This window comes from Bacillus sp. JZ39 (genome assembly GCF_053903145.1).
Window position 1 is genome coordinate 2,492,503 of record NZ_CP096389.1, and the last position, 21,774, is coordinate 2,514,276.

General features: G+C 37.8%; 21 protein-coding genes and 2 pseudogenes. 5 read left to right on the plus strand and 18 right to left on the minus strand.

The genetic code is table 11. The features are described from left to right. Positions 1-67: 67 nt before the first annotated feature. The 11 genes and pseudogenes from M1D65_RS12840 to M1D65_RS12890 form a co-directional block, all read right to left on the minus strand. Complete coding sequence (locus M1D65_RS12840; RefSeq protein ID WP_029318140.1) at positions 68-1,105, minus strand: flavin-containing monooxygenase; 1,038 nt, start codon at positions 1,103-1,105, stop codon at positions 68-70. A gap of 87 nt (positions 1,106-1,192) precedes the next feature. Continuing rightward, on the minus strand, positions 1,193-2,140 hold the full coding sequence (gene czcD / locus M1D65_RS12845; RefSeq protein ID WP_021480165.1) for a CDF family zinc transporter CzcD: 948 nt from the start codon (positions 2,138-2,140) through the stop codon (positions 1,193-1,195). Positions 2,141-2,426: 286 nt separating this feature from the next. Beyond that, positions 2,427-2,609 (minus strand): annotated as a pseudogene (locus M1D65_RS12850) (tautomerase family protein); the annotation flags it as partial. 196 nt (positions 2,610-2,805) lie between these two features. After that, positions 2,806-4,128, minus strand: coding sequence for a branched-chain amino acid transport system II carrier protein (gene brnQ / locus M1D65_RS12855; protein WP_456270589.1), 1,323 nt, complete (start codon positions 4,126-4,128; stop codon positions 2,806-2,808). Positions 4,129-4,292: 164 nt separating this feature from the next. Continuing rightward, the gene (azlD, locus tag M1D65_RS12860; RefSeq protein WP_003245988.1) at positions 4,293-4,625 is read right to left on the minus strand and encodes a branched-chain amino acid transporter AzlD; all 333 of its coding nucleotides are present in this window, start codon (positions 4,623-4,625) and stop codon (positions 4,293-4,295) included. Next, on the minus strand, positions 4,622-5,386 hold the full coding sequence (gene azlC / locus M1D65_RS12865) for an azaleucine resistance protein AzlC (RefSeq protein ID WP_038829683.1): 765 nt from the start codon (positions 5,384-5,386) through the stop codon (positions 4,622-4,624). Before azlC ends, azlD begins: the two co-directional genes overlap by 4 nt. Before the next feature lie 12 nt (positions 5,387-5,398). Continuing rightward, entirely contained in the window at positions 5,399-5,872 is a 474-nt protein-coding gene (gene azlB, locus M1D65_RS12870) for an azlBCD operon transcriptional regulator AzlB (RefSeq protein WP_021480168.1), read from the minus strand. A 333-nt stretch (positions 5,873-6,205) separates the two neighbouring features. Further along, positions 6,206-6,481, minus strand: coding sequence for a barstar family protein (locus tag M1D65_RS12875; RefSeq protein WP_124072923.1), 276 nt, complete (start codon positions 6,479-6,481; stop codon positions 6,206-6,208). A gap of 274 nt (positions 6,482-6,755) precedes the next feature. Next, on the minus strand, positions 6,756-7,988 hold the full coding sequence (locus M1D65_RS12880; protein ID WP_032726245.1) for a cytochrome P450 family protein: 1,233 nt from the start codon (positions 7,986-7,988) through the stop codon (positions 6,756-6,758). 663 nt (positions 7,989-8,651) lie between these two features. Then, positions 8,652-9,218, minus strand: a complete 567-nt coding sequence (locus M1D65_RS12885; RefSeq protein ID WP_019712537.1) for a cysteine hydrolase family protein — start codon at positions 9,216-9,218, stop codon at positions 8,652-8,654. A gap of 228 nt (positions 9,219-9,446) precedes the next feature. After that, positions 9,447-9,818: a YrdB family protein gene (locus tag M1D65_RS12890; RefSeq protein ID WP_072174161.1), complete on the minus strand. Its 372-nt coding sequence runs from the start codon at positions 9,816-9,818 to the stop codon at positions 9,447-9,449. A gap of 475 nt (positions 9,819-10,293) precedes the next feature. On the opposite strand from M1D65_RS12890, the pseudogene M1D65_RS12895 reads away from it, so the two are divergent. Beyond that, positions 10,294-10,419, plus strand: a pseudogene (locus M1D65_RS12895) (TetR-like C-terminal domain-containing protein); the annotation flags it as partial. Between the two features lie 230 nt (positions 10,420-10,649). On the opposite strand, the gene M1D65_RS12900 reads toward M1D65_RS12895, so the two are convergent. Together M1D65_RS12900 and aadK are read right to left on the minus strand one after the other, a co-directional pair. Continuing rightward, entirely contained in the window at positions 10,650-11,153 is a 504-nt protein-coding gene (locus tag M1D65_RS12900; protein ID WP_015251612.1) for a DinB family protein, read from the minus strand. A gap of 219 nt (positions 11,154-11,372) precedes the next feature. Continuing rightward, a complete protein-coding gene (gene aadK, locus M1D65_RS12905; protein WP_046381214.1) occupies positions 11,373-12,227 on the minus strand; it encodes an aminoglycoside 6-adenylyltransferase AadK in 855 nt (284 codons plus the stop codon). A 394-nt stretch (positions 12,228-12,621) separates the two neighbouring features. Between aadK and M1D65_RS12910 the strand changes: the two genes are divergently transcribed. The 4 genes from M1D65_RS12910 (at position 12,622) to M1D65_RS12925 (ending at position 17,109) form a co-directional block, all read left to right on the plus strand. Then, a complete protein-coding gene (locus M1D65_RS12910) occupies positions 12,622-13,665 on the plus strand; it encodes a nitronate monooxygenase (RefSeq protein ID WP_070547571.1) in 1,044 nt (347 codons plus the stop codon). Positions 13,666-14,009: 344 nt separating this feature from the next. Next, the gene (murI, locus tag M1D65_RS12915) at positions 14,010-14,807 is read left to right on the plus strand and encodes a glutamate racemase (protein WP_124072919.1); all 798 of its coding nucleotides are present in this window, start codon (positions 14,010-14,012) and stop codon (positions 14,805-14,807) included. Positions 14,808-15,187: 380 nt separating this feature from the next. Beyond that, on the plus strand, positions 15,188-15,895 hold the full coding sequence (locus tag M1D65_RS12920; RefSeq protein ID WP_032726255.1) for a YrpD family protein: 708 nt from the start codon (positions 15,188-15,190) through the stop codon (positions 15,893-15,895). Positions 15,896-16,407: 512 nt separating this feature from the next. Beyond that, a complete protein-coding gene (locus tag M1D65_RS12925; protein ID WP_038829685.1) occupies positions 16,408-17,109 on the plus strand; it encodes a FadR/GntR family transcriptional regulator in 702 nt (233 codons plus the stop codon). 86 nt (positions 17,110-17,195) lie between these two features. Here the strand turns inward: M1D65_RS12925 and M1D65_RS12930 are convergent, their stop codons facing one another. The 5 genes from M1D65_RS12930 to M1D65_RS12950 form a co-directional block, all read right to left on the minus strand. After that, positions 17,196-17,366 carry a GapA-binding peptide SR1P gene (locus tag M1D65_RS12930; protein WP_250634830.1) on the minus strand — a complete coding sequence of 57 codons (171 nt, stop codon included), beginning with the start codon at positions 17,364-17,366 and terminating at the stop codon, positions 17,196-17,198. Positions 17,367-17,585: 219 nt separating this feature from the next. After that, entirely contained in the window at positions 17,586-18,926 is a 1,341-nt protein-coding gene (locus tag M1D65_RS12935; protein WP_038829678.1) for an MFS transporter, read from the minus strand. 190 nt (positions 18,927-19,116) lie between these two features. Further along, the gene (locus M1D65_RS12940) at positions 19,117-19,875 is read right to left on the minus strand and encodes an SDR family NAD(P)-dependent oxidoreductase (RefSeq protein WP_038829677.1); all 759 of its coding nucleotides are present in this window, start codon (positions 19,873-19,875) and stop codon (positions 19,117-19,119) included. Between the two features lie 22 nt (positions 19,876-19,897). Then, on the minus strand, positions 19,898-20,851 hold the full coding sequence (locus tag M1D65_RS12945) for a transketolase family protein (RefSeq protein WP_124072918.1): 954 nt from the start codon (positions 20,849-20,851) through the stop codon (positions 19,898-19,900). Continuing rightward, positions 20,848-21,684: a transketolase gene (locus tag M1D65_RS12950; RefSeq protein ID WP_124072917.1), complete on the minus strand. Its 837-nt coding sequence runs from the start codon at positions 21,682-21,684 to the stop codon at positions 20,848-20,850. Before M1D65_RS12950 ends, M1D65_RS12945 begins: the two co-directional genes overlap by 4 nt. Positions 21,685-21,774 lie beyond the last annotated feature (90 nt).

A 21,774-nucleotide genomic window follows, 5' to 3' on the forward strand; every position in this document is an offset into this window, starting at 1 on the left:
TCCACTTCGCTACCCTTATTCACAATAAAATAGAGCAGTAAACATGTGAGTTACTGCTCTGCTTCGTTTATCCACCGTTCATTTGTTTTACAATGTATTCAGCATCATTTCCTACGCCTTGAAGCAACGCTGAACCTCGCTTATGCTGCCAAGGCAACCCTATAAAGTACAATCCTTCTACAGGTGAAACACCTCTATGATGTATGATTCGACCTTCTTGATCCAAAACACCTTTTATATTTATCCAACATAAGGGATTCCTGAAACCAGTAGCCCAAATAATATTGTTTACTTCTAATGTAGATGAATCTTTAAAAATGATTTCATTTTGCTTTGCGGCAATGACTCTTTTTTTTAAGATGATCTCCTTCTGTTTTATTGCATGTTTTAATTCATGCCCAAATACTGGATCACCTTTCTTTTGAATGAATTTGCCTACTATTGATGTATGACTTGCATGTAAAACTCCTAATTTATCAAACCACCAAAAGATGCTTCTTTTTCCGATCATTAAAGGGAAATAAACTAGTTTATTACTACAGGCTAAATATGTAACTCTTTCTTTGGATAATTCAACAGCTATCTGAGCACCACTATTCCCACCACCAACTACTAGTACATTTCCATATGCCAATTGTTTTGAATTCTTATATTGTGATGAGTGTAGTTGATTAATATGATCAGCTAAATCCTTTGATATTGATGGAATACTAGGGGTATGAAAAGGCCCTGTAGCAATGACAAGATTCTTCGTTTGATATTCTTCCCGATTTGTTTTTATTAAGAAATAATTCTTTATTTTTAGGACACTTATTACTTCTGTCCGTAATTGGATTGGAATTTCAAATTTTTTAACATACTTCTTTAGATAAGCAACAATTTCATTTTTTGTAGGAAATCCATGTTTTTCTCCTTCAAGATGCATTCCAGGCAAAGAGCTATACATTCGAGAAGTAAATAAAACTAATGAGTCATACCGATCTTTCCAGCTCTCCCCCACCTCATGACTTTTATCCAAAATGATAAACTTTTGATCGGACTGCTTAAGATAATATCCTATCGAGATCCCTGCTTGACCAGCCCCGATTACTATAGTGTCGTACACATTATCACCCCGCCAATTTCAAATTGTCAGTAGACAGAATCTGCAAAATGCTAGTTGATCTCCTCACTATAAAGTTAGATAAAAAATTTAATGGTGATGGTGGTCACGCGGCTTCTCCATTTTGGGCTGACAAAGGATCGCATTGTCGTGATTATGCGCTTCGGTTTCCATTTGAATGGTTACGTGCGTAATGCCTTTATGCTCAAGTTCATGTTCAATTTTGCGTAAAATATTTTCACTTTCTGAAATGGTCAGTTGATCGTCCACAACTGCATGGCAAGAAAGAGCATTCAATCCGCTTGTGATAGACCATATGTGTAAATCATGAATGTTTTGAATTCCCTCTGTCCCTTCAATTGTACGAATGATATCAGAGACATCGATATTTTCTGGAGTTCCTTCCATTAAGATGTGAATGGAATCTTTAGTCACATTGTAACCGCTTCTTAGAACAAGAATAGCCACAATGATACTAGCCAATGGATCTGCCCAGCCCCATCCAAAGAAGATGATAAGTATGGCAGCTAAAATGGCACCTACAGAGCCGAGCATATCGCTTATTACATGTAAATAAGCTCCTCTTATATTCAGATTATTCTTTGTATCTCCGCCACTCATCATAATCCAAGCGACCAATAGATTCACAACTAACCCGATGATACTAATTGTAAGCATGCCGGTTGTTGCTACTTCTGGTGGATTAGAGAAGCGTTCGATTGCTTCATAAATGATATAAAGAGAAATAAGAATTAAGGCAGCACCGTTTATCACAGCTGCAAGAATCTCAAATCGTTTATAGCCGAATGTCTTATTGTGATTTGCCTTTTTTTCAGCTAATGTAAAAGCAATCAGGGCAACCATTAATGAAATTGAATCACTCAGCATATGGCCTGCATCAGATAAAAGCGCCAGACTATTTGTTAAAAATCCACCTATAGCTTCTATAATCATATAACCTGTAATCATGATAAAAGAGATCAATAAAACCTTTTTATTTGCTCCTTCATTATGATTGTGACTATGATTGTGACCCATAAAAAACTCCTCCTTAACTAAAGTTTTTAATACATATGTATTTATTATTTCAAATCTGTTATGAAGCATTCTAACATGATGCAAATAATATTTATATATGAGCATGTGTTCATATATAAATATATCTACTCTTTACTGAAATGTCAAAATATTTTTATAGAAATCCACAATACCTCCTTAATTATTCTCTTATAAACATAAAAAAGCGTAGCAAACCCATGGTTTGCTACGCTAACCTAGTTTCTCTATCCTTTTCTTCAATCAAGCATTTGAGGGTAGTATTCAACTACAATTTACCTGTTAAAAATTGGGCCTCCCCAAGTCCAAAACTCCAGTCAGCATTATCATTTTCAACAATAGATACAATTGCGATACCACACTCAGATTCCAGTCTTTCGGCTAACAGCCTGTAAAATTTTTGTTTCTTCTCTTCCGGTCGGGATTTACTTGTAACTGAAAGTGAACTTAAGCCGGCAAATTTAGAAAATTTCGTGCAGAATGAAGGAACTCTTGATCAATTACCGGATGTTCTTCCTACCTTACGAAGAGGCGAAGCAAGAGGAAGGATGATTGTAAATTTGGTTGAACACATTTAATAAGCAATGCAACCGGCGAACAAGCACTTTGTCCTTCCTGCAGATCTGAGTGATATTGCTGTTGATTGATCAACTTGTTTTTGTTCGGAATATACTCAGTATATAGCCGCATATTCCCCCTGTAATAGCTGGAATGAGCCACCCCAGCCCTATGTTATACATAGGAAGAATCTGAGAGAAAATATGATTCACAACTTCAATTTTTATTCCCGCCTCCTTCAAACCGTCAAATAAGCTGATGATGAATGCGAATAATAAACTGCCTTGATACACTTCTGTCTTCCCTTTAAATACAGAATGCAAAAACATTAAAAATATTAAGGAAATCGCGATAGGATACATCGTCAGTAAGACAGGCATTGACACCTTAATGAGCTGGGTTAATCCTATATTTGCGACAAGTGTACTAAACACTGATAAAACGACAGCAATTTTTTTATAAGAAATGTTCGGAAATAATTCATGAAAAAATGAAGAACACGCTGTGATCAGTCCGACACTTGTCGTCAGACACGCCACTGTAATCATTAAGCCCAATAAGATTGAACCATAAGATCCAAAATAATAGGATGAAACCTTAGCCAAGACCTCTGCTCCATTTTCTAAAATCCCCAGTTCTTCAACGCTGGAAGCCCCCATATAGGAAAGGGCTGTATACATAACTGCTAAGAGTACAGCTGCAATCGCGGCTGCTTTTGCACAAATACCCATCAGCTGTTTTTTGGTAGAAGCTCCTTGTTCTTTCAATGCATTCACGATGATAATTCCAAAAACAAATGCTACAAGGGCATCCAGAGTAAGGTATCCTTCCTGAAATCCTTTAAAAAACGCTTGTGATGTGTACCCTTTTGATGGTGCTTGAATGGTTCCAATTGGGCGAATAAGAGCTACCACTACAAGCAATCCGATAAATGTCAGCTTAATTGGCGTCAAAAATTTTCCAACTATATCAATGATTTTTGAAGGATTAAGTGATAACAAGCATGCCAATCCGAAAAATAATATTGTAAATATGATCAATGAGACAGGGCCTGCATCATTTGATAAAAAAGGTTTTACCCCAATTTCAAACGATACGTTTCCTGATCTCGGGATAGCGAAAAAAGGCCCGATTGCCAAATAGAGAATCGTCGTAAATACAATGCCAAACACCGGGTGAACACGGCTGGCTAACGACTGTAAGTTTTGTTTACCCGAAAAAACAAATGCTGTTATAGCCAGTAATGGCAATCCAACTCCGGTCACTAAGAAACCTGCATTAGCGATCCATACATTTTTTCCAGCCATTTGACCAAGCATAGGCGGAAAAATGAGATTTCCTGCTCCAAAAAACAATGCAAATAGCATTAATCCTATAATGATGATATAGGAAGCAGACACTTTTTTTGACATTATATAGCCTCCGATTAAAGTAGACACTTCTTGAATAGCCAGGAAACATTACAGATGCTATTTGCACTGGCGCAGTGTTGATTCCAAAATAAGTTTGTGTCAGTTTTATATATTTTTATCAAGTTCAATAAAAGCATGATCATTTTGATAGTTTCCGATATCGGTTAAAAAACCAATTGCACCAAAACCATATAAACAACGGTTCCCCCCGCTATGGAAAGAAGCATATTTTTCTTCCACAAGTGAAGCAGTACAACTGCAGCTGCCCCAACCAATTCAGGAATGCCATGACTTCCAGAAAGCAGACTCACATCTTTTAAACAATAAATGACCAAAAGCCCGATTACCGCTGATGGCAGCACTTTACCAAGATACTGTACATATTTCGGTGTCGGTTTGCCAGACGGGAAAATCATGAATGGAAGGAACCGTGTCAGCATTGTTCCAAGCACGACCATTGCAATGGTGATCATTTGCTGCGTCATCGTCATCGTCATACGGAAACCTCAGCTTTCTCCAATGGTTTTCTCAGAACAGTCAGTACCCCTAAAATGGCGAGCATAGCAGGAATAATAAATTGGTTTCCGCCAAAAATGATAAGACAGGCTACTGAAAGTCCAAGTCCTGTGAGAGCACTGTAATGCTTTTTTTCTTTCATCCATTGTTCTATGAATATCACAATAAACAGAGCAGTCATCACAAAATCAAGCCCTTCGGTATTAAATTTCACGTACGACCCAAAAATACCTCCTATCGCTGCCCCCGCGACCCAATATAAATGATTAAGCAGTGTCACAAAAAACATAAACCAGCCCTTGTCAACATTCGCCGGAACATTAGCGGTATAATTGATAGAAAATGATTCATCGCACATTCCGAAAATCAGATAGAGCTTTTTCTTTCCAGTCCCTCTGTACTTATCCAACATGGAAATTCCATAAAACAAATGCCGGGCATTGACCATTAACGTCAAAAAAAGAGCATTCATAGGGTTGAACGCACCAAGTAAAAAATTCGCTGCAACAAACTCCATTGAGCCCGCAAATATCATAAAACTCATGATGATTGGATAGATTGCGCTAAATCCCAAAGAATGCATAAAGATTCCATAAGCTATCCCCAAAAATAAAAACCCCGCAAAAATCGGAATTGTATATGGGAATGCAGAACGAAATGCAGCCCATATTTGACCTCTCTTATTCATATGAGTGTTTATAGCAGGAGAGCTTAAATGTAACGATTCTTTATTTTTATTCAAATCAACAACCTCCTACATTTCATCAATTGGCACACTGACAGTTCTTTTTTCTGTACTCATGACTATGCTTGTGTCAACTCCACTAATAGCAGGGTTCTGCATTAATGAATCAATGATAAAATTCCGATAACTCTCCATGTCCTTCGCCACAATCTTAAGCATATAGTCATGGCTTCCTGTAAGTGTGTAGCATTCTTGAACCTGTGGGAATTTGTTTATATCCTCTAAAAATGAATGAATTGTCTCCCTATTTAAGGGTGATAAGTTGATGAGAGCTAGTGCTGTGACTTCGATTCCAAGTTTTTTCTCATCAACAATAGTCGTAAACTTTTTAATTATACCTGCTTCTACTAGGTTCTTTGTTCTTGCAAGGCAAGCTGATGGTGAAAGCCCAATTTTCTTAGATAAATTTAAATTTGATATTGAAGCATCTTCCTGCAATTCTCTTAAAATGGCCTTATCAGTTTCGTCAAGCATAATACTCATTTGATAACCCCCAATACAACTTAACAGAATTATATTTCATCCATTTTAAATAATAACGAATTTTTATTCGTTAATTAAATATTATTTAAATTTAAATTCTTTTAAAGTATTATTCACAGATTGAAATTATCCTCGCGATTAACTCATAATGAAATTAACTTACATCAGAAAGAAGTCATGGGAGAGTTATGTACTTGTGTGACTTGATACCAACATCATAAGAAACTTATCAGAAGCCAAAAAGTTATTGCGGTCTCACCGAAATTTTAATTTGTGGTGCCCTATTGCCTTTTTCTGCGAACGAAAATTGTTAAAATTCACAAAACAGAAAGTCTACTCTATTATTATTTTAAACTCGTCCTCTAATTCCTCTTGAGCCTCTAGTAAAACTTCTAATACATCATCAGCGTATGAACCTAAAAACTTTTTACTAAACTCAAAATTTATCAAGACTAAAGTGAGCGGCAAATCCACCCACCCTGTAAGGCAATCCCATAAAGTGTCTAAATTTCTCCCATAGTAGTTTGGGAAGTCTAATTTATCTTTTAAAACATCATGTAAAACTTCTATATTTTCAAAGTCTCTTCCATCTATCATTATTTTTCTCATTAGAAACTGTGCCCTCCATTTATTTTATCTTAACAAACGTTTACTATGTAACAGCTTTTTGTCCAAATGAGGCTGAAAACAAATAAAAAACACCGATAGGATGAAACTATTGGTGTTTGCAAGACATTTTCATGCCCGGTAGGCATAAATAATGCTAAATTTTGTTTTTGAAAAGCTATCATATCAAATTTTTATGTTACAGCTTTTACTATCGTTTAATCTAATTGAGGAGTAAAACGAGATATGTTTGAAAATCACATATCCCCCAAAAAAATTAAAAACTGAGCGGCAGTTCTTCGAGTGCTCTCATCAGAAAATTCCCTTTCCATTTCATTTGTTCCTTTTCGCCTTTTAACTGTATATTTGGACAGCGGCGTAATAAGGTGGAAATCGCAATCTTGGCTTCTAAGCGGGCTAACTGTGCACCAAGGCAAAAATGATTGCCATGGCCAAAAGCAATATGGCGGTTGTTCTTTCTTTCAATATCAAATATGTCGGCATTTGGAAATATCTTCTCATCACGGTTTGCTGATGCTAAAGAAATGATGATCACATCTTTCCGTTTAATCTCCTGCCCATGCAGTATAAACGGTTCAGCCGTCCAGCGAATTGTCGTTAGTTCAACAGGGCTGTGAAACCGCAATGCTTCTTCTATGGCTGAATTCATCAAGTCTGGCTGCTGGCGGAGCTTTTCAAATTGATCACCGTGACACATCAGAGCATATGTCATATTGGTGATTAAGTTTACGGTTGTTTCATGACCTGCAACGATAAGCAGCATAATCATCGAGTACAATTCTTCTGTACTTAATTGTGTGCCTTCACTTTCCGCTTGAATTAATGCACTGATTAAATCTCCTGCAGGTTCTCTCCTTTTTTTGCGAACTAAGGATTCCAGATATTCAACAAACTCCCCTAACAAGTGGTCATTCTCCTGTAGTCTTTCAGGGGCATCTGAAAAATCAATAATTGCTTGCGACCACACTCTGAATTTTTGACGATCTTCCAAGGGAATGCCGAGCATTTCACTTATCACGATAATCGGCAATGGAAACGCATAATCGTCTACTAGGTTCATGAATTTGTTGGGCTGCACTTTATCCAATAAAGAATCTGCGATATGCTGGATTTTGTCTTCCAACTGCAAAATCATCCGATGCGTAAATGCTTTTTGAACAAGAGTTCGCAAGCGGTTGTGATCAGGGGGATCTGAATTAAGCATATGTTTTGTTAAAGACTCTTCATTCTTCAATAGAGCAGGACGTTTTTCTTTTGCGGTAAATACATTTTCATAGTTTTTCTTTAATTTTTCATTCTTTAATAAATATATTGCATCATCATATCTCGATATGAGCCAGCCTTTCCCCAGAGCTCCTAAAGATAATGGGTAGAGAGGCTGTGATTTTCGCACTTCTTTATAAAATTCATACGCTTCATCTTTAAATGCTCTCGAAGACAATTGACTTTCCGTCAAAATGGTTACACTATTTTTTTCTTTTGAAGACATTCATTCGACCTCCATCTTTATGAAAGGTTAAGATAATCTTTAAATATAAAATCAATACGATTTGTAAAATGATCTATTGAGATCAGCATTCGTGATAAGGGCCAAGATGCCGCCCCGCATTTTGAAATAAAAGATATGAGACAGTCATTAATCATTTTGCTGCCCAAACTCTTTCCCTGATAAGATGGCGAAACTCCTAATACTTCTAAATACCATGCCGACTCTTATAAGGATTTGGAAGATTTTTCAGCCTCATTAGTCACCGCCAACATGTTCAATACTGAGGATCCCCCATTTTGTTATCCCCCCTGCTGCTATATAATCGATCAAGTTAATGTCTGGTTTATCACAATGTTTTAATAGAGCAGCAACAACCATTTCACCATTCTGAATGTCAACAAAAAAGAAATGCTTTTTAAAATATGCTCTTGTCAGTACTTTATGCATTTCAAAAATAAATGAATGATCTTTTTTTCGCGTTTTACGAGTAAATCCATAAAAGGATATTGATTGAAAGATTCATGGAATAGCTTTACCACTTTGCTTCATTCGATAAAGAAACATTGATACATCTCCTCTGAGCAAGTAAAGCAGGAAATCGAATTAAAGCGCCCTTCCTATTGGAAAGGCGCCTGCCGTTTTACTGTGCCAAAATGTTTTTCATCAGTGAGTTTTTATAAAATCATTTATTAATTGATCAGTTGTCAATATTGTGGCAAATTCATCATGCAATGTAGCTAGAGATATATTATGAATAGTCGCCGCATCATAATATGTATCATTTTGGTCTCTCATTCCGAAGGCTGCTGTTGCATCTGAAATCAGGTATGTATCAAACCCTAAATTACCACTCATTCTTGTGGTGGTTGATACACAGTGAGGCGTGGTTAAACCAGTTATGACTACAGTGTTTATTTCATTTAATTTTAAGAATTCTTCTAAATTCGTACCAATAAAGCTGCTATTTACTGTCTTGGTTATAATGACTTCTTCATCCATAGGCTTAACTATTTCCTTTATCGCAAACCCTTCATTCTTTGGATGGAATAAAGAATGAGGTTTATCAGAAGTGTGTTGTATGTATATGACTGTCCATCCTTTTTCTCTCCATAATTTTAGTATTTTACTAATGTTTTCTTCCGCCTTTACGTTATTCCGTTCTCCCCATTTTTTATCATCGAAGGCTTTTTGTACATCCACAATGATTAAAGCTTTTTTCTTTTCTTCCACAAGATACCCTCCTATAGAATTTCTATTTATTACTACATTCTAAATACAAATTTTACTTTTGTACAATTGTTTAATGATGAATTTCAACTGACCGCCTTCTTTATTGGAAAATGCGTTCTAAACTGCAACTGTGCCCAAGCCGTTAACCTTCAATAATCTAATCTGAGAATCACTGGCTCTACAGAGAATGATAAAAAGCACTCTAATAACGAGTGCCGATATGAAAAACTATTGATTTAGAAGCCATTTGATACGCTCAGCTGAAAAGATGTAGTGGAGTATTATTAGACATAAAAAGACAATACCAACTGGTTTTAAATGACTAAAATAAAGCGCTGCAACAGCCATTGCAAAGATCAATAATTCAATAACTAACCTTGTTACCCCGTTTACAGCTATTACAGTTTGTCCACTTCGACTAGGATCATTAGGTACTGCAAATACAGACCAGACAATCATAACTGCAATAGGTAAAACCCAAGTTAAAACATATTTAAAATAACCATTAAAGCTTATCCAAGCAAACACCCCTAAGGAGATTAGTGCAGCGATTTCAAGGGTGAATCTTAAAAGTAAATTAGTCTGATTCAGTTTTTCCAACTCCTCTATAAAAAACACCCCCGTAGGAGATGCTCTTTCTCTGCTTTATTTCAGCGTATAAAAACTTTTCTGTTCTTCCTCTTTAGATTTTATTGTTTTTTTCGGCGAGATTACCTCTACTTTTGAAGAGATGATACCGACTGCTGCTGTTACCAATGCTCCGATAATAGAACGATGATAAGTATAATGAAATATGACAACTTTTCCCCTCCTATCCAGTTAATTATCCAAATAATCAGGAAGTTGTCTACAATTTGCAGAATTTGTCGAACGAAGTAAAGATTATACCTGGGAGGCTTTACTCATTGTATGAATTACAGTAATACACTACCTTCCCTTTTGAGAAAACGTTCCCCTCTTGTATCCATTTGTTGCAACTTAGCTAGACTCTTCCAATAGGCTTCCTTTTGGCGCAGCTGCTTCTAGTCGAAATTGAGCAATACCTGAATGTTTGATTGGAATTTCTGAACCATAGATCGTTGCTGAATTTGTTGCAAATGCATACGTAGGAGTAGTCGAATGGTGGTTGAAAAATGAAATGCCTTACCCACCTCGAGTGATGGCAGAAAAAGCGGGAGTTTTGTTAGAGAGGAATCTATAGACATGTGTATCTAGAAGATTTGACAGCATTAAAATTTATACTTACATCGTTGGGAACAGGCCAACAATAAAGCGGAAGAACGTTGTCATTTGAAGTGGTTTGGAATAAAAATGATTCGAATATGTTCTTATCATTGGTAAACGAACAAAAAAAGAACATGTTTTGAAAAAAGATTGATCAAAACATCTTCTTATATGTTGTCATAGCGTAACTTTTTATAAAAAGGTTGATTACATTTTCGGGGCTTCCAAACCAAATTTTGCCCATTCTTCTTTTGCTGGACCATAAATACCTGGAACAGTTAAACCTGCTTGTCTCATAAGAACAGTCATTTGTCCCCGATGGTGGTTTTGATGTTGAATTAAAAACATCAAAAGTGAACCGTTAGGCAATTGTTGTCCGATAAAGTTGATACGTTCTTGAAGTGTATGGTCAGTCCATTGGGTTTTTAATGCCTGTACAAATGCATTACTGGCTTGATGATAGCTGTCAGCTATAAACTGAGCCGAAGTTGGAACAGGATAATCTTCAGCTGGGGCATGGAACGTTAAGTCTGTGTTTGAGGTAATGATGCGAATGGCAGCAACAGTATGCCAAGCAATACGGCCTAGAGTCCAATTTTGTGAAGTTATTTCTTGTTTAAGTGATTCATCAGTCAGACTATTTAATAGTTTCTGTGTAGCATCTGCTTCGAACTCCCAAGATTTCAAAAAATGGTCTAAGGTTTGAAACACAAAAATCCTCCTTTTTGTTTTTTCAATGTGCCTATAGGTTAATTATAATGCCTCGTTTCGTTAAAAAGAACAAAAAATTTTGGACAAGAATAATTATAGTAAAATGCGTAGACATTCTTAAACATAACGATTTACGCATCTTGTTACAAACATGGTGACTCCTTGGTCTCCATTGTCAGCGAGAATCAAATATCATATGAAGACAATCCTATATTCTTATCACTTTACTGAGCAATAAATACCTTCCGTATACTTAGTGATGCCTTCATCGTAATCAGGATACTTATATGCAAGACTTTCTGATACAGCTTTTGAATACTTTCTAAATAATGCATAGCAAGTAAATAAAGACTTCCACATTTCCTGATACCCATTCACAGAATATGTAGACATGAGTTCCTCCCATTCTTTATTTGAAAGGTACCGCTTCATAAATTTATAGTTCTTCCCCATACTAAATGAATACCCTTTCTGAGATGCGATATGCCAGGCCATCATTCTCAATAAATTAGGACGTACAATTTCATTTAAATGGTCAATGGCAAAAAGGATTTCATTTCTTGCTAGTCCTTTTACTACGTAAGTCGAAACCATCCAGAACTCATTACAGCAATCATCAAATTCCCTTGCAGTCGGCTTTTTCATCCAGTATTGGCGATCATTTGGGGTCACTTTATAGTTGATGAACGAATCCTTATCGAGCAAGACCTTAACCAAACCATCGTTATTAGCAAAATAATCTTCTGCTTCACGAATTGGAATAAGGGTTAGATCTAATTTGTTGCCATCCTCAAAAAGAATGATGTATGAAAACCAATTACCTAATTCGGGAGGAAAAAGCTCCATATCTTCTGGTTTTTGCATCATAATGCGCTTCCCAAAGATTTCGAGCCACTGATCATTTTCTTTAAAAGATTCTACATCAGTTACAAAATACGAGATGTCATAATCTTGGAAGTTGTCAGGAGGGATATTTCTGTTTGTACGTGACCCTTCCAAAGTGACCAATCGGATTCTCTCATCGTTCAAAGCAAAGTCCAAGAAAATGTCCATCATTTCCTGCTCACTTCGCATCGCATGTTCCTCCGTTTCAGCCTTAATATCTAACTGTAAAACCGAATATTGATCTGTACGTCTTATAGATTTTTTTACTCTTGAATGTGATGTATTCTTCTAAGCTTTATTTTACATGAAGTCCTTCTATATATCATTCAAAATTAAGATGCAAGACATCTCAATATCAGATATCAACTATGAAGGACTACATGAATATTCAGTTTTTGTAGAGCCGCCATGGGACGACACTATCTTTGATACACTTTAATCCCCCCTGCTTTATCGTCATGTTAACTGGTATGAGAGATTGACAAAAAGAAGGAAAACGATATATTTAAGCGAATACGAGTTTTTGAGCAAATTTTAAAATGACACTTTTTTCAAAAATCATGTCTTAACGGGGGGATTCGGTATGAATGAATTTATGAAGAAGTTTTCCTTAACAAAACCGATTATTCAAGCTCCAATGGCTGGCGGTATTACAACGCCCCGACTTGCATCTGCAGTTTCGAATCAAGGTGCTCTTGGCAGCTTAGCATCAGGGTATCTTACGCCAGACCTCCTAGAACAACAAATAAAAGAAATGTTTGAGCTGACAGACGCTCCTTTTCAAATTAATGTGTTTGTTCCGTTAGGTCTAGAGATGCCACCAAAAGATCAGATTAAAAAGTGGAAAGAAAACATACCGTTAGCTAATCAAGTAAATCAATTCACATCTGTACAAGAAGAGTGGGATGACTTCTATCAAAAAATTGATCTAATTTTAAAATACAAGGTTAAGGCTTGCTCATTCACTTTTGATCTGCCGCCTGAAGACGCAGTAAAGGAGCTAAAAACCGCTGGATGCTGTTTAATAGGAACCGCTTCAACAGTAGAAGAAGCATTGTTAATGGAAGAACGGGGAATGGATATAGTAGTCCTTCAAGGAAGTGAAGCCGGTGGACATCGCGGAGCATTCTTACCTTCCAAAGGTGAATCTGCCGTAGGTTTAATGGCTCTGATTCCACAAGCAGCAGATGCACTGAGCGTACCTGTCATAGCTGCTGGGGGAATGATAGACCACAGAGGAGTAAAAGCAGCTTTAACCCTTGGAGCCCAAGGCGTTCAAATCGGTTCTGCCTTTTTAATTTGTCACGAGAGTAACGCACATCCAGTACATAAACAGAAAATACTAGAGGCAAAAGAAGCAGATACAAAGCTTACAACATTATTTTCAGGTAAAGAGGCCAGAGGAATCGTAAATAAATGGATGGAAGAAAAAGAACAGTTTGAGACACAAACCCTTCCGTACCCTTATCAAAATACACTAACGAAGGCAATGAGACAGAAGGCTTCACTTCAAAATAACCATGATCAGATGTCTTTATGGGCAGGTCAAGGGATACGGTCATTGACTGAGGAAATTTCGGTTAAGCAGCTTTTAAATCAGCTTTGCCAAGAGGATATAAAAATATAGGCGCACCTCATTGATAGAGCAAAAAGCAAACTTCGACAGGCAGTTTGCTTTTTTTTTTCGTAATTTCATCCCCTGACTCTGGAAATCTCAATACTCCTACATTTTCAAAGCTAATTGATTCGGGTTATCAATCATCCCATTGATTTGGTGTGATCTTGATGAATTCACCACAATACATCACCAACATTTCGATCTTATCTCCCCTTCTCAAGTTTTGCTACCTATTCGAATAATCGATAACTCCCATATTAAATCCGAATAGTAAAATGGTTTTTTTTCGTTTGATTTAGATGATATAAAGTCATATGATAAAAAAAAGAATGAGACAGAAAGCGTGAGAAGTGATGAAAATAGGATTTTTTGATTCTGGAATTGGTGGCATGACTGTATTGTATGAGGCCATAAAAGTTCTTCCTTATGAAGATTACATTTTTTATGCAGATACGTTAAACGTTCCATACGGTGAAAAATCAAAGGGTAAAGTTAAAGAATATATTTTCAATGCAGCTGAATTTCTGGCCAGTCAAAATATCAAAGCTCTTGTTATTGCGTGTAATACAGCTACTAGCATTGCGATAGAGGATCTTCGGAGAAATTTCGACTTTCCGATAATCGGAATCGAACCCGCTGTAAAGCCTGCTATAAATAAATGTACAGAGGAAAGAAAAAGAGTTCTGGTAGTTGCTACTAATTTGACCCTTAAAGAAGAGAAATTTCATAATCTAGTTAAAGAAATTGATCACCATGACCTTGTTGATTGCTTAGCTCTTCCAGGACTAGTTGAATTTGCTGAGAACTTTGATTTTGGTGAAGACAAGATCATTAAATATCTAGAGAACGAACTATCTTCTTTTGATCTGAAACAATATGGAACGATTGTGTTAGGATGCACTCATTTTCCGTTTTTCAAAAACAGTTTTGAAAAACTGTTTGGGATAAAAGTTGATATTATTTCAGGCAGTGTCGGTACTGCAAAACAGTTGAAAAAAGTTCTTGCAGATCGTAACCAGCTTGGTAAAGGATCGGGCTCAATCACCTTTTTCAATTCTGGCCATAAAATTGTGGACCAAGTAGTCATATCAAAGTACAAAAGATTGTTTGAAATATTAGATGAAACTCAAAGGAGTCATGTTGGACATTGAATGTAAATGAAAAAGACAATCTCCTGAAGAGAAACATGAACTAAGAAGCGGGCTTAAAAAGCCCACTTTTTTTCTAACAAACAATTGAGTTATACACACATATCTGATTACAGTGTTTTCTCTCTTTCCCCTCTTATTTCTCCCCCCTCTCTATAGCTTTTCTATTTCAATAAAACACAAGTCTCGATTGAAAAGTTATCGTAACATTTACACTTCACAGGAGATTTTTCACGATTGCGAATCGACCGTTTGCCAGATGCACAAAGTCATAATGTGTAAATTCTGTATCTATGTGCATGTTTATTATGGAATTATTTTCATAATGTTTTATAATACAAGATGATAGCGTTTTCTAATTATAATGATAGGGGGAAATAATGATGATGAAAAAAGGTCTGCTTGCGGGTGCGCTTACGGCAACCGTGCTTTTTGGCACATGTGCAGTAGATGTACCGGGTATTATTAGTCCAAAAACCGCAGAAGCTGCATCACAGCTAACTGATGGAATCGGCGGGAGGGCTTACTTGAACAGTAATGGTGCCATTCTTGTTACGAAAATCCAGCTTCCTAGCTCCACTCAGGTTTCAAATGGGACAGCCTACATCTACTCTGGTTTTAGCGGAGGCACAGAATCCGATATTGGGCTTCAGTACAGTGATAAATATAATGTATGGAAACCATATATGAAAGTTGGTTCAAAAGGACAGGATCAGGTTCAGTACCTCGAAGGAGGAAGCCAATTCACGAATACGAAAGGCTTCCGTCCCGGCAGCACCGTACAACTTACCATCTACAAAAACCTTAACGGCAATACCCGCGCTACATACTGGGGCACGAACAATGCCGGATACAACGGCCGTCTCATCTCAGAAATCAGCAAAACAAATGTCGGCTCCATCTCAAAATGGAAAGCGCTCGCTACAGTTGCAACAACAGGTTCACGCCAATCTATCAAATCAAATTTTTCAACATCTTTTACAAACATCACCATCGACAACAAAGCAATAACACCTGTAATTGATACACAAGACTTCGCTAAAGTAACAGTCTCAGGCAACAGTGTCAGTTTGTCCGTTGTGAAAAATTAAAACATGTTGAGCAACCAGTGCGGCAATTGGCTTAAAAGGGGCTTTAAAAGGCCCTTTTTTCATTTCGATTTAACAGTTAGCTTTGGTTCATGCCGTCTAAGAAGCAGCCTGCCGGCAGCTAGACAGCCAGCTGATTGTACGGGAAACCCGCTAACACTTATTATGGTCGAAGGCGGTTCTTTTTAAAACGAATCACTTGTCTGTGTTCACCTTCTTTTCAGCTACATACTACGTGATAAGCGCGGAAAAAATTAAGGTTCCCCTTTACATTCTCTTCATTTGTTTTTTACAGTTGTCTACTATGCATACCGCTCTCTTAAGGGATAAAAGTCATTGGACGGGCATCTCTTCTAATCAATCTTCTTTTGCTTTCATTCCCCTCTGATTTCCGTAGGATTAGTAAGCACAGAGGCTTTTAGTTCCCGATTACAAAAACATTTTGAGGAATAATTATTTTGCCCTTCAAATCTGAAAGGTATATAATAAATATACTTGTATGACAATTGAAAGGAATGATTTTTATTAAATTCAATCCTGTTTCCAATAAAAAATTATACATACAAATTTATAATCAGATCCTTTCGGAAATTCAGTTAGGTTCTTTTAAAGTAGGTGATAAACTGCCTTCAGAAAGGGAATTATGTGAGCAGTTTGGTGTCAGCCGCGCGCCGGTTAGGCAGGCTTTGAGTGCCTTGGAAATGAATGGGGTCATTTATTCTCGCCAGGGAGAAGGTGTGTTTGTTAAGAATACCACAATAACCAATGGGATTTCTGCTTCCATGGAGTCAGCATCTCCGGAAGATATTGTGGAGGCAAGAATGCACATTGAGCCTTTAATTATAAAATTTGCGGCTTTGAGAGCGACTGACGATGATATTCAGGAGCTTAGGAAGACAATAAAAAAAATGGAAGAAGAAACGATGTCTGGTGTGTACGTTCCTGAAACTGACGAACAATTGCATATGGGGATTGCGAAAGCATCACATAATGATTTATTTATTACCTTCATGTCCGCTATCACAAATGCTATGAAGCAGCAGGAAATGTGGCGGTTTATTCGTGACCGAACCGTTACTCGTTCAGAATACCGCGAAGTGAATTTTCAGGAACATAAACTGATTATTAAAGCAATTGAGGACCGTAACGAAAAAGAAGCTGTTGAGCGAATGACTGCCCACATGCAGAACTTATATGAACGATATTGGAAAAGCTAAACTCTGTTAGAAGAAGCCCTTTATTTAAAAAAATCTGGCGTATAGTGGCTATAATATGACCTCCATTTCTATACGCCTTTACCTACCTATTCTCCTTTTTGGTCTTCTGATCCTAAACATCTTTGACAAATACCATATAACACTTTAACACCTTCAGAACTATAAACTGTATCGATCACTTTTTCACACACCTGGCATACAATCGTATCTTGTTGCACTTTTGATTTCTGTACCATGGTTTTATTGCCTCCAATCATTTTTATTTCACAAATGCCCTCATCAAATCAAGGCTTGATGGCCGCTTCCCCACAACGTCTGTGACCACAGCCCGAATGACAGTATTCATTCCTGGATCACCCTTTCGCTGATTAGCCCTAAATTTTTTATGGACACTTTGCAAGATTTTGAGTTTTCTATATTCAAAAAATGACTGTCGTTCTGAACATCACCCATTGGCTCTTAATCACAAACCTTTTTCAACTAGACTTTTCAATGCTGGATTTATATGTGTCATTTTTTACTTTAAGCGCTTTTCCAGACTGTTTCACCAGAATTACAAGAATTAGAGAAGCTAGGATCATGCTTAAGCCTAAGAAAATCATACTTATATTAAAAGAACCTGTCATATCCTTAATATAACCGACAATGTATGGACCGAAAAATCCGCCAAGATTTCCGATACTATTGATTAATGCTATCGCACCACCCGCTGCAGCTCCTGTTAAGAAAGAAGGCGGAATTGCCCAAAAAGGAGAATAGGCACCAAAAGCGCCGCATAACGCAATTGTTAAAAATACAAATGCTAATATAACACTTGAATTTGCTACATAGCTGCTAATGACCATTGCAACAGCACTGACAGTTAAACAAGCAGCTACGTGCCAGAGTCTTTCGTTTTTCTTGTCAGAATGATTTCCAACGAAAATCATAACCACCATAGCGCAGAAATACATAACACCTAACAGCCAGCCCATCCCCTGTGTGCTTAGAGAAATCGTTTCAGATAATCCTTGTGAGATCGTCGGCAAGAACATATTAATGCCGTAATATCCAATCATCCAGCAAAAATAGCCGATCGATAGAATTAACACATCCCGATCTTTTAAGGCTTGAGCAAATGTATAGTGCTTTACCTGTTCTTTTTCCATCCTTTCTTTTGTTGTTACGTTAATAAGCCACCGCTTTTCATCTTTATTCAGCCAATTCACATCTTCGATTTTGTCATCTAGGTAAAAAAATGCAATTACACCAAGTATAAGCGCAGGAATCGCTTCTAAAATAAACAGCCACTGCCATCCAGATATATCAAGCCATTCAATTCCTAAGAGAAATGTAGAAAGCGGAGAACCCAATGCATTCGCCCCAGGGATGGCCAGCATAAATCCAGCAATTGCTTTAGCATGATGTTTCGTTTGATAAAATCCACTCAAATAAAAGACCATACATGGATAAAAACTAGCTTCTGCAGCACCTAATAAAAACCGCGCAGTATAAAACTGCCATGGTTCTTGTACAAAAGCCATTAATATCGCGATGATGGCCCACGTGATCATAATCCGGCTGATCCATTTTCTCGCCCCGATTTTTGTCATGATAGCACTACCCGGAACTTCTAAAATGAAATAACCAAGAAAGAAGATCCCTGCTCCCAGTCCAAATACAGCATTTGAAAACCCTAGATTCTCATTCATCTGGAGAGCTGCAAAACCGATATTAACTCGGTCTAAAATCGCGATAATAAAACATAAGAATAAAAATGGAATTAACCGGATTGTTACTTTACGAGTGGTTGAACGCTCTAATGCTAATTGATCCAAAAAGACTCCCCCTTAACCCTAGTTTTGTCCTCCTAGGTGCTGTCCTGTCCAAAGATAAAAGCATCACATTTTCTTCAAAAACAGAAAGTTCTCCTCTTTTTGTTAAACGCTTACATTTTTCTCTTGTTTTGTTTCGTCTTTGATAGAAGAGGGTCAGGCATGTTTAACATACCTGCTCTGCATAGATCCACTAGTCCATGTGTGAACCGCCATTAATATCAATTTCTTCCCCTGTGATGTAGGCTGCTTCTTTAGTAGCCAAAAACGTAATTGCGGCGGCAATTTCTTTTGTTTCACCCGGGCGACCCATGGGGATATTATCAATGACTTTTTTCGCATCTTCTTCAGAAAGTGATTTCCAAATGTCGGTATTGATAAGGCCAGGCGCTACACAATTCACAGTTATACCATCCTTCCCTACTTCACGGGCAAGGTTTTTAGAAAAGCCTAATACGGCTGCTTTGGAAGCGGAGTAATGGGCACCGCCAAAAACGCCGCCGCCCCTTTTTGCAGATACAGAAGAAAGATTGATAATACGGCCATATTGCTGCTTTTTCATTGTTTCTAAAACGGCTTGTGTGCACAAGAACAGCCCAAACATATTGACGTTGAATACTCTTGTCATATCTTCCAATGTCATATCCTGTACCGTTACTTTTTGAGAAATTCCTGCGTTATTCACTAAAATATCAATGCGCCCAAACTCTTCAAGTGTTTTGGCTATCATATGGTCAACTGATTCTTTATTCGTTACATTAACTTCTACACCAACCGCTCTCCCTCCGCTTTCTGTGATAGCTTCTACTGTTTTTAGAATACCTGTCTGATTCATATCTGCTACTACAATTGAAGCTCCCTGTTTGGCAAGAGTTAATGCAATGGTTCTGCCGATTCCTTTTTCAGACCCACTTCCTGTCACGATAGCTACCTGATCATTTAATGTAAACATGGCGTTCTCCCACTTTCATATTTTATCTTCTAAGCATATCCTTAGCCGTTTTTATAATGTTTTCGATGGTAATGCCGTTGATTTCCAGCAGCTTCTCATAAGGAGCTGATTCTCCAAACCGGTCCTGCACTCCGATTCGTTTGACTCGGCCCCTCCCTTCTTCCGCTGCTACTTCACATATAGCACTTCCCAGTCCATTCAGGATGTTGTGATCCTCTACAGTCACGATATTGCCGATATCCAGACACTCTACCACGGCTTCTATATCCAAAGGCTTGATTGTATGCATGTCTAAAAGTGTTGCATAAATCCCTTGCTCTTCCAGCTGTTTGACCGCTTCTAAGGCAAGATATACTGTATCGCCATTCGCAATGATTGCGATATCTTTTCCGTGCTTTAATCGTTTGGCTTTTCCAATGATAAATTCTTCATTTTCGTCGTAAATAACCGGCACTGCGTCTCGGGTAAAACGCAGATACATTGGGCCGTACGTATTCGCTGCCTGCCTGATCAGTTTTCTAGTTGAGTGGTAGTCAGCACCCATGATCACAGTCATATTTGGGAATGATCTTAAAACGCCCATATCCTCAATCGCCTGGTGGCTCCCGCCATCGTTTCCCGGCGTTAGTCCGCCGTGTGAGCAGGCGATTTTTACATTCAAATTTGGATAGCAAACTTCTTGGCGAATTTGTTCCGCCATGCGCAGCGAACCGAAGACGGCATAAGTGCTTACAAATGGGATTTTACCTGTTGTCGCCAAACCTGCTGCCAGGCCGGCGCCGTTTTGTTCCGCAATCCCGACGTTCACATGCTGATGGGGGAGCTGTTTTATGAATTCTCCTGTTTTGCATGACTTGCCGATATCGATATCGATTACGTAAATATTTTTATTTTCTTTTCCCAATTGAACGATTTCATCACCGAAAGCTTCCCGCGTCGCTTTTTTCGTGATTAATGCTTTTTCGGTTTGGCTCATGATCTTAAACCTCCTGCCAGTTCCTCTAATGCTTGTTCGTATTCTTTCTCCTTTGGCGCTACTCCGTGCCATGAGCAGATATTTTCCATGTAAGACACGCCTTTGCCTTTAATCGTGTCTGCTACAATGCATTTCGGCTTTCCATTTTTCGTTTTTGTTACGATGTCTAATGTCTCTACAATCTCTTCCATCGAGTGTCCATCAATTCGCTTTGTTTCAAAACCAAATACTTCGAACTTTTTCTCGATATCTTGAAGTGGCATTACTTCATCACAGAATCCATCAATTTGCAGACGGTTATTGTCGACAAAAACAATTAAGTTATCAAGGCTATATTTCACTGCTGTTTGAACCGCTTCCCAAATTTGTCCTTCTTGGCATTCTCCGTCACCTACCATAGCGAACACCCGGTAATCTTTGTCGTCCCGTTTTCCTGCAAGCGCCATACCGACACCGCAGGAAAGCCCTTGGCCTAGTGAGCCAGTTGAAATATCGATCCCTGGACATTTCTTCATATCAGGATGTCCTTGAAAAGGCGAGCCGTACTGCCTTAATTTGTATACGTTTTCATAAGGGACAAAGCCTCGCAGCGCTAAGGCAGCGTATTGAATAGGTGCCACATGGCCTTTCGATAAGACAAAACGGTCACGGTCTTCCCACTTGGGATTTTGGGGATCTATTTTCATTTCTTTAAAATAAAGGGCTGTGATGATATCAGCAGCAGATAATGAACCTCCTGGATGCCCGGACTGCGCTTCGTAAATCATTGTTACCGCTGTTTTCCTAAGCTCAATGGCTTTCTCTTGGAGTTCCGCAATACTTATTTCTTTCACTCCGATCACCTCAGTCATTATTAAGATAGAAACACGAATACTCAGTTACTTGTTCACTTGTATTACAAGTAACTTATGAGAACACTATAT

What these genes read in the sequence shown, in the direction of transcription:
- azlD (WP_003245988.1), bottom strand. Translation starts at nt 4,625, where the DNA reads ATGACGATGACGATGACGCAGCAAATGATCACCATTGCAATGGTCGTG.
- M1D65_RS12880 (WP_032726245.1), bottom strand. Translation starts at nt 7,988, where the DNA reads ATGTCTTCAAAAGAAAAAAATAGTGTAACCATTTTGACGGAAAGTCAA.
- murI (WP_124072919.1), top strand. Translation starts at nt 14,010, where the DNA reads ATGAAAATAGGATTTTTTGATTCTGGAATTGGTGGCATGACTGTATTG.
- M1D65_RS12875 (WP_124072923.1), bottom strand. Translation starts at nt 6,481, where the DNA reads ATGAGAAAAATAATGATAGATGGAAGAGACTTTGAAAATATAGAAGTT.
- M1D65_RS12910 (WP_070547571.1), top strand. Translation starts at nt 12,622, where the DNA reads ATGAATGAATTTATGAAGAAGTTTTCCTTAACAAAACCGATTATTCAA.
- M1D65_RS12920 (WP_032726255.1), top strand. Translation starts at nt 15,188, where the DNA reads ATGATGAAAAAAGGTCTGCTTGCGGGTGCGCTTACGGCAACCGTGCTT.
- M1D65_RS12925 (WP_038829685.1), top strand. Translation starts at nt 16,408, where the DNA reads ATGATTTTTATTAAATTCAATCCTGTTTCCAATAAAAAATTATACATA.
- M1D65_RS12945 (WP_124072918.1), bottom strand. Translation starts at nt 20,851, where the DNA reads ATGAGCCAAACCGAAAAAGCATTAATCACGAAAAAAGCGACGCGGGAA.
- aadK (WP_046381214.1), bottom strand. Translation starts at nt 12,227, where the DNA reads ATGCGAAGTGAGCAGGAAATGATGGACATTTTCTTGGACTTTGCTTTG.
- czcD (WP_021480165.1), bottom strand. Translation starts at nt 2,140, where the DNA reads ATGGGTCACAATCATAGTCACAATCATAATGAAGGAGCAAATAAAAAG.
- M1D65_RS12930 (WP_250634830.1), bottom strand. Translation starts at nt 17,366, where the DNA reads ATGATTGGAGGCAATAAAACCATGGTACAGAAATCAAAAGTGCAACAA.
- M1D65_RS12940 (WP_038829677.1), bottom strand. Translation starts at nt 19,875, where the DNA reads ATGTTTACATTAAATGATCAGGTAGCTATCGTGACAGGAAGTGGGTCT.
- azlB (WP_021480168.1), bottom strand. Translation starts at nt 5,872, where the DNA reads ATGAGTATTATGCTTGACGAAACTGATAAGGCCATTTTAAGAGAATTG.
- brnQ (WP_456270589.1), bottom strand. Translation starts at nt 4,128, where the DNA reads ATGTCAAAAAAAGTGTCTGCTTCCTATATCATCATTATAGGATTAATG.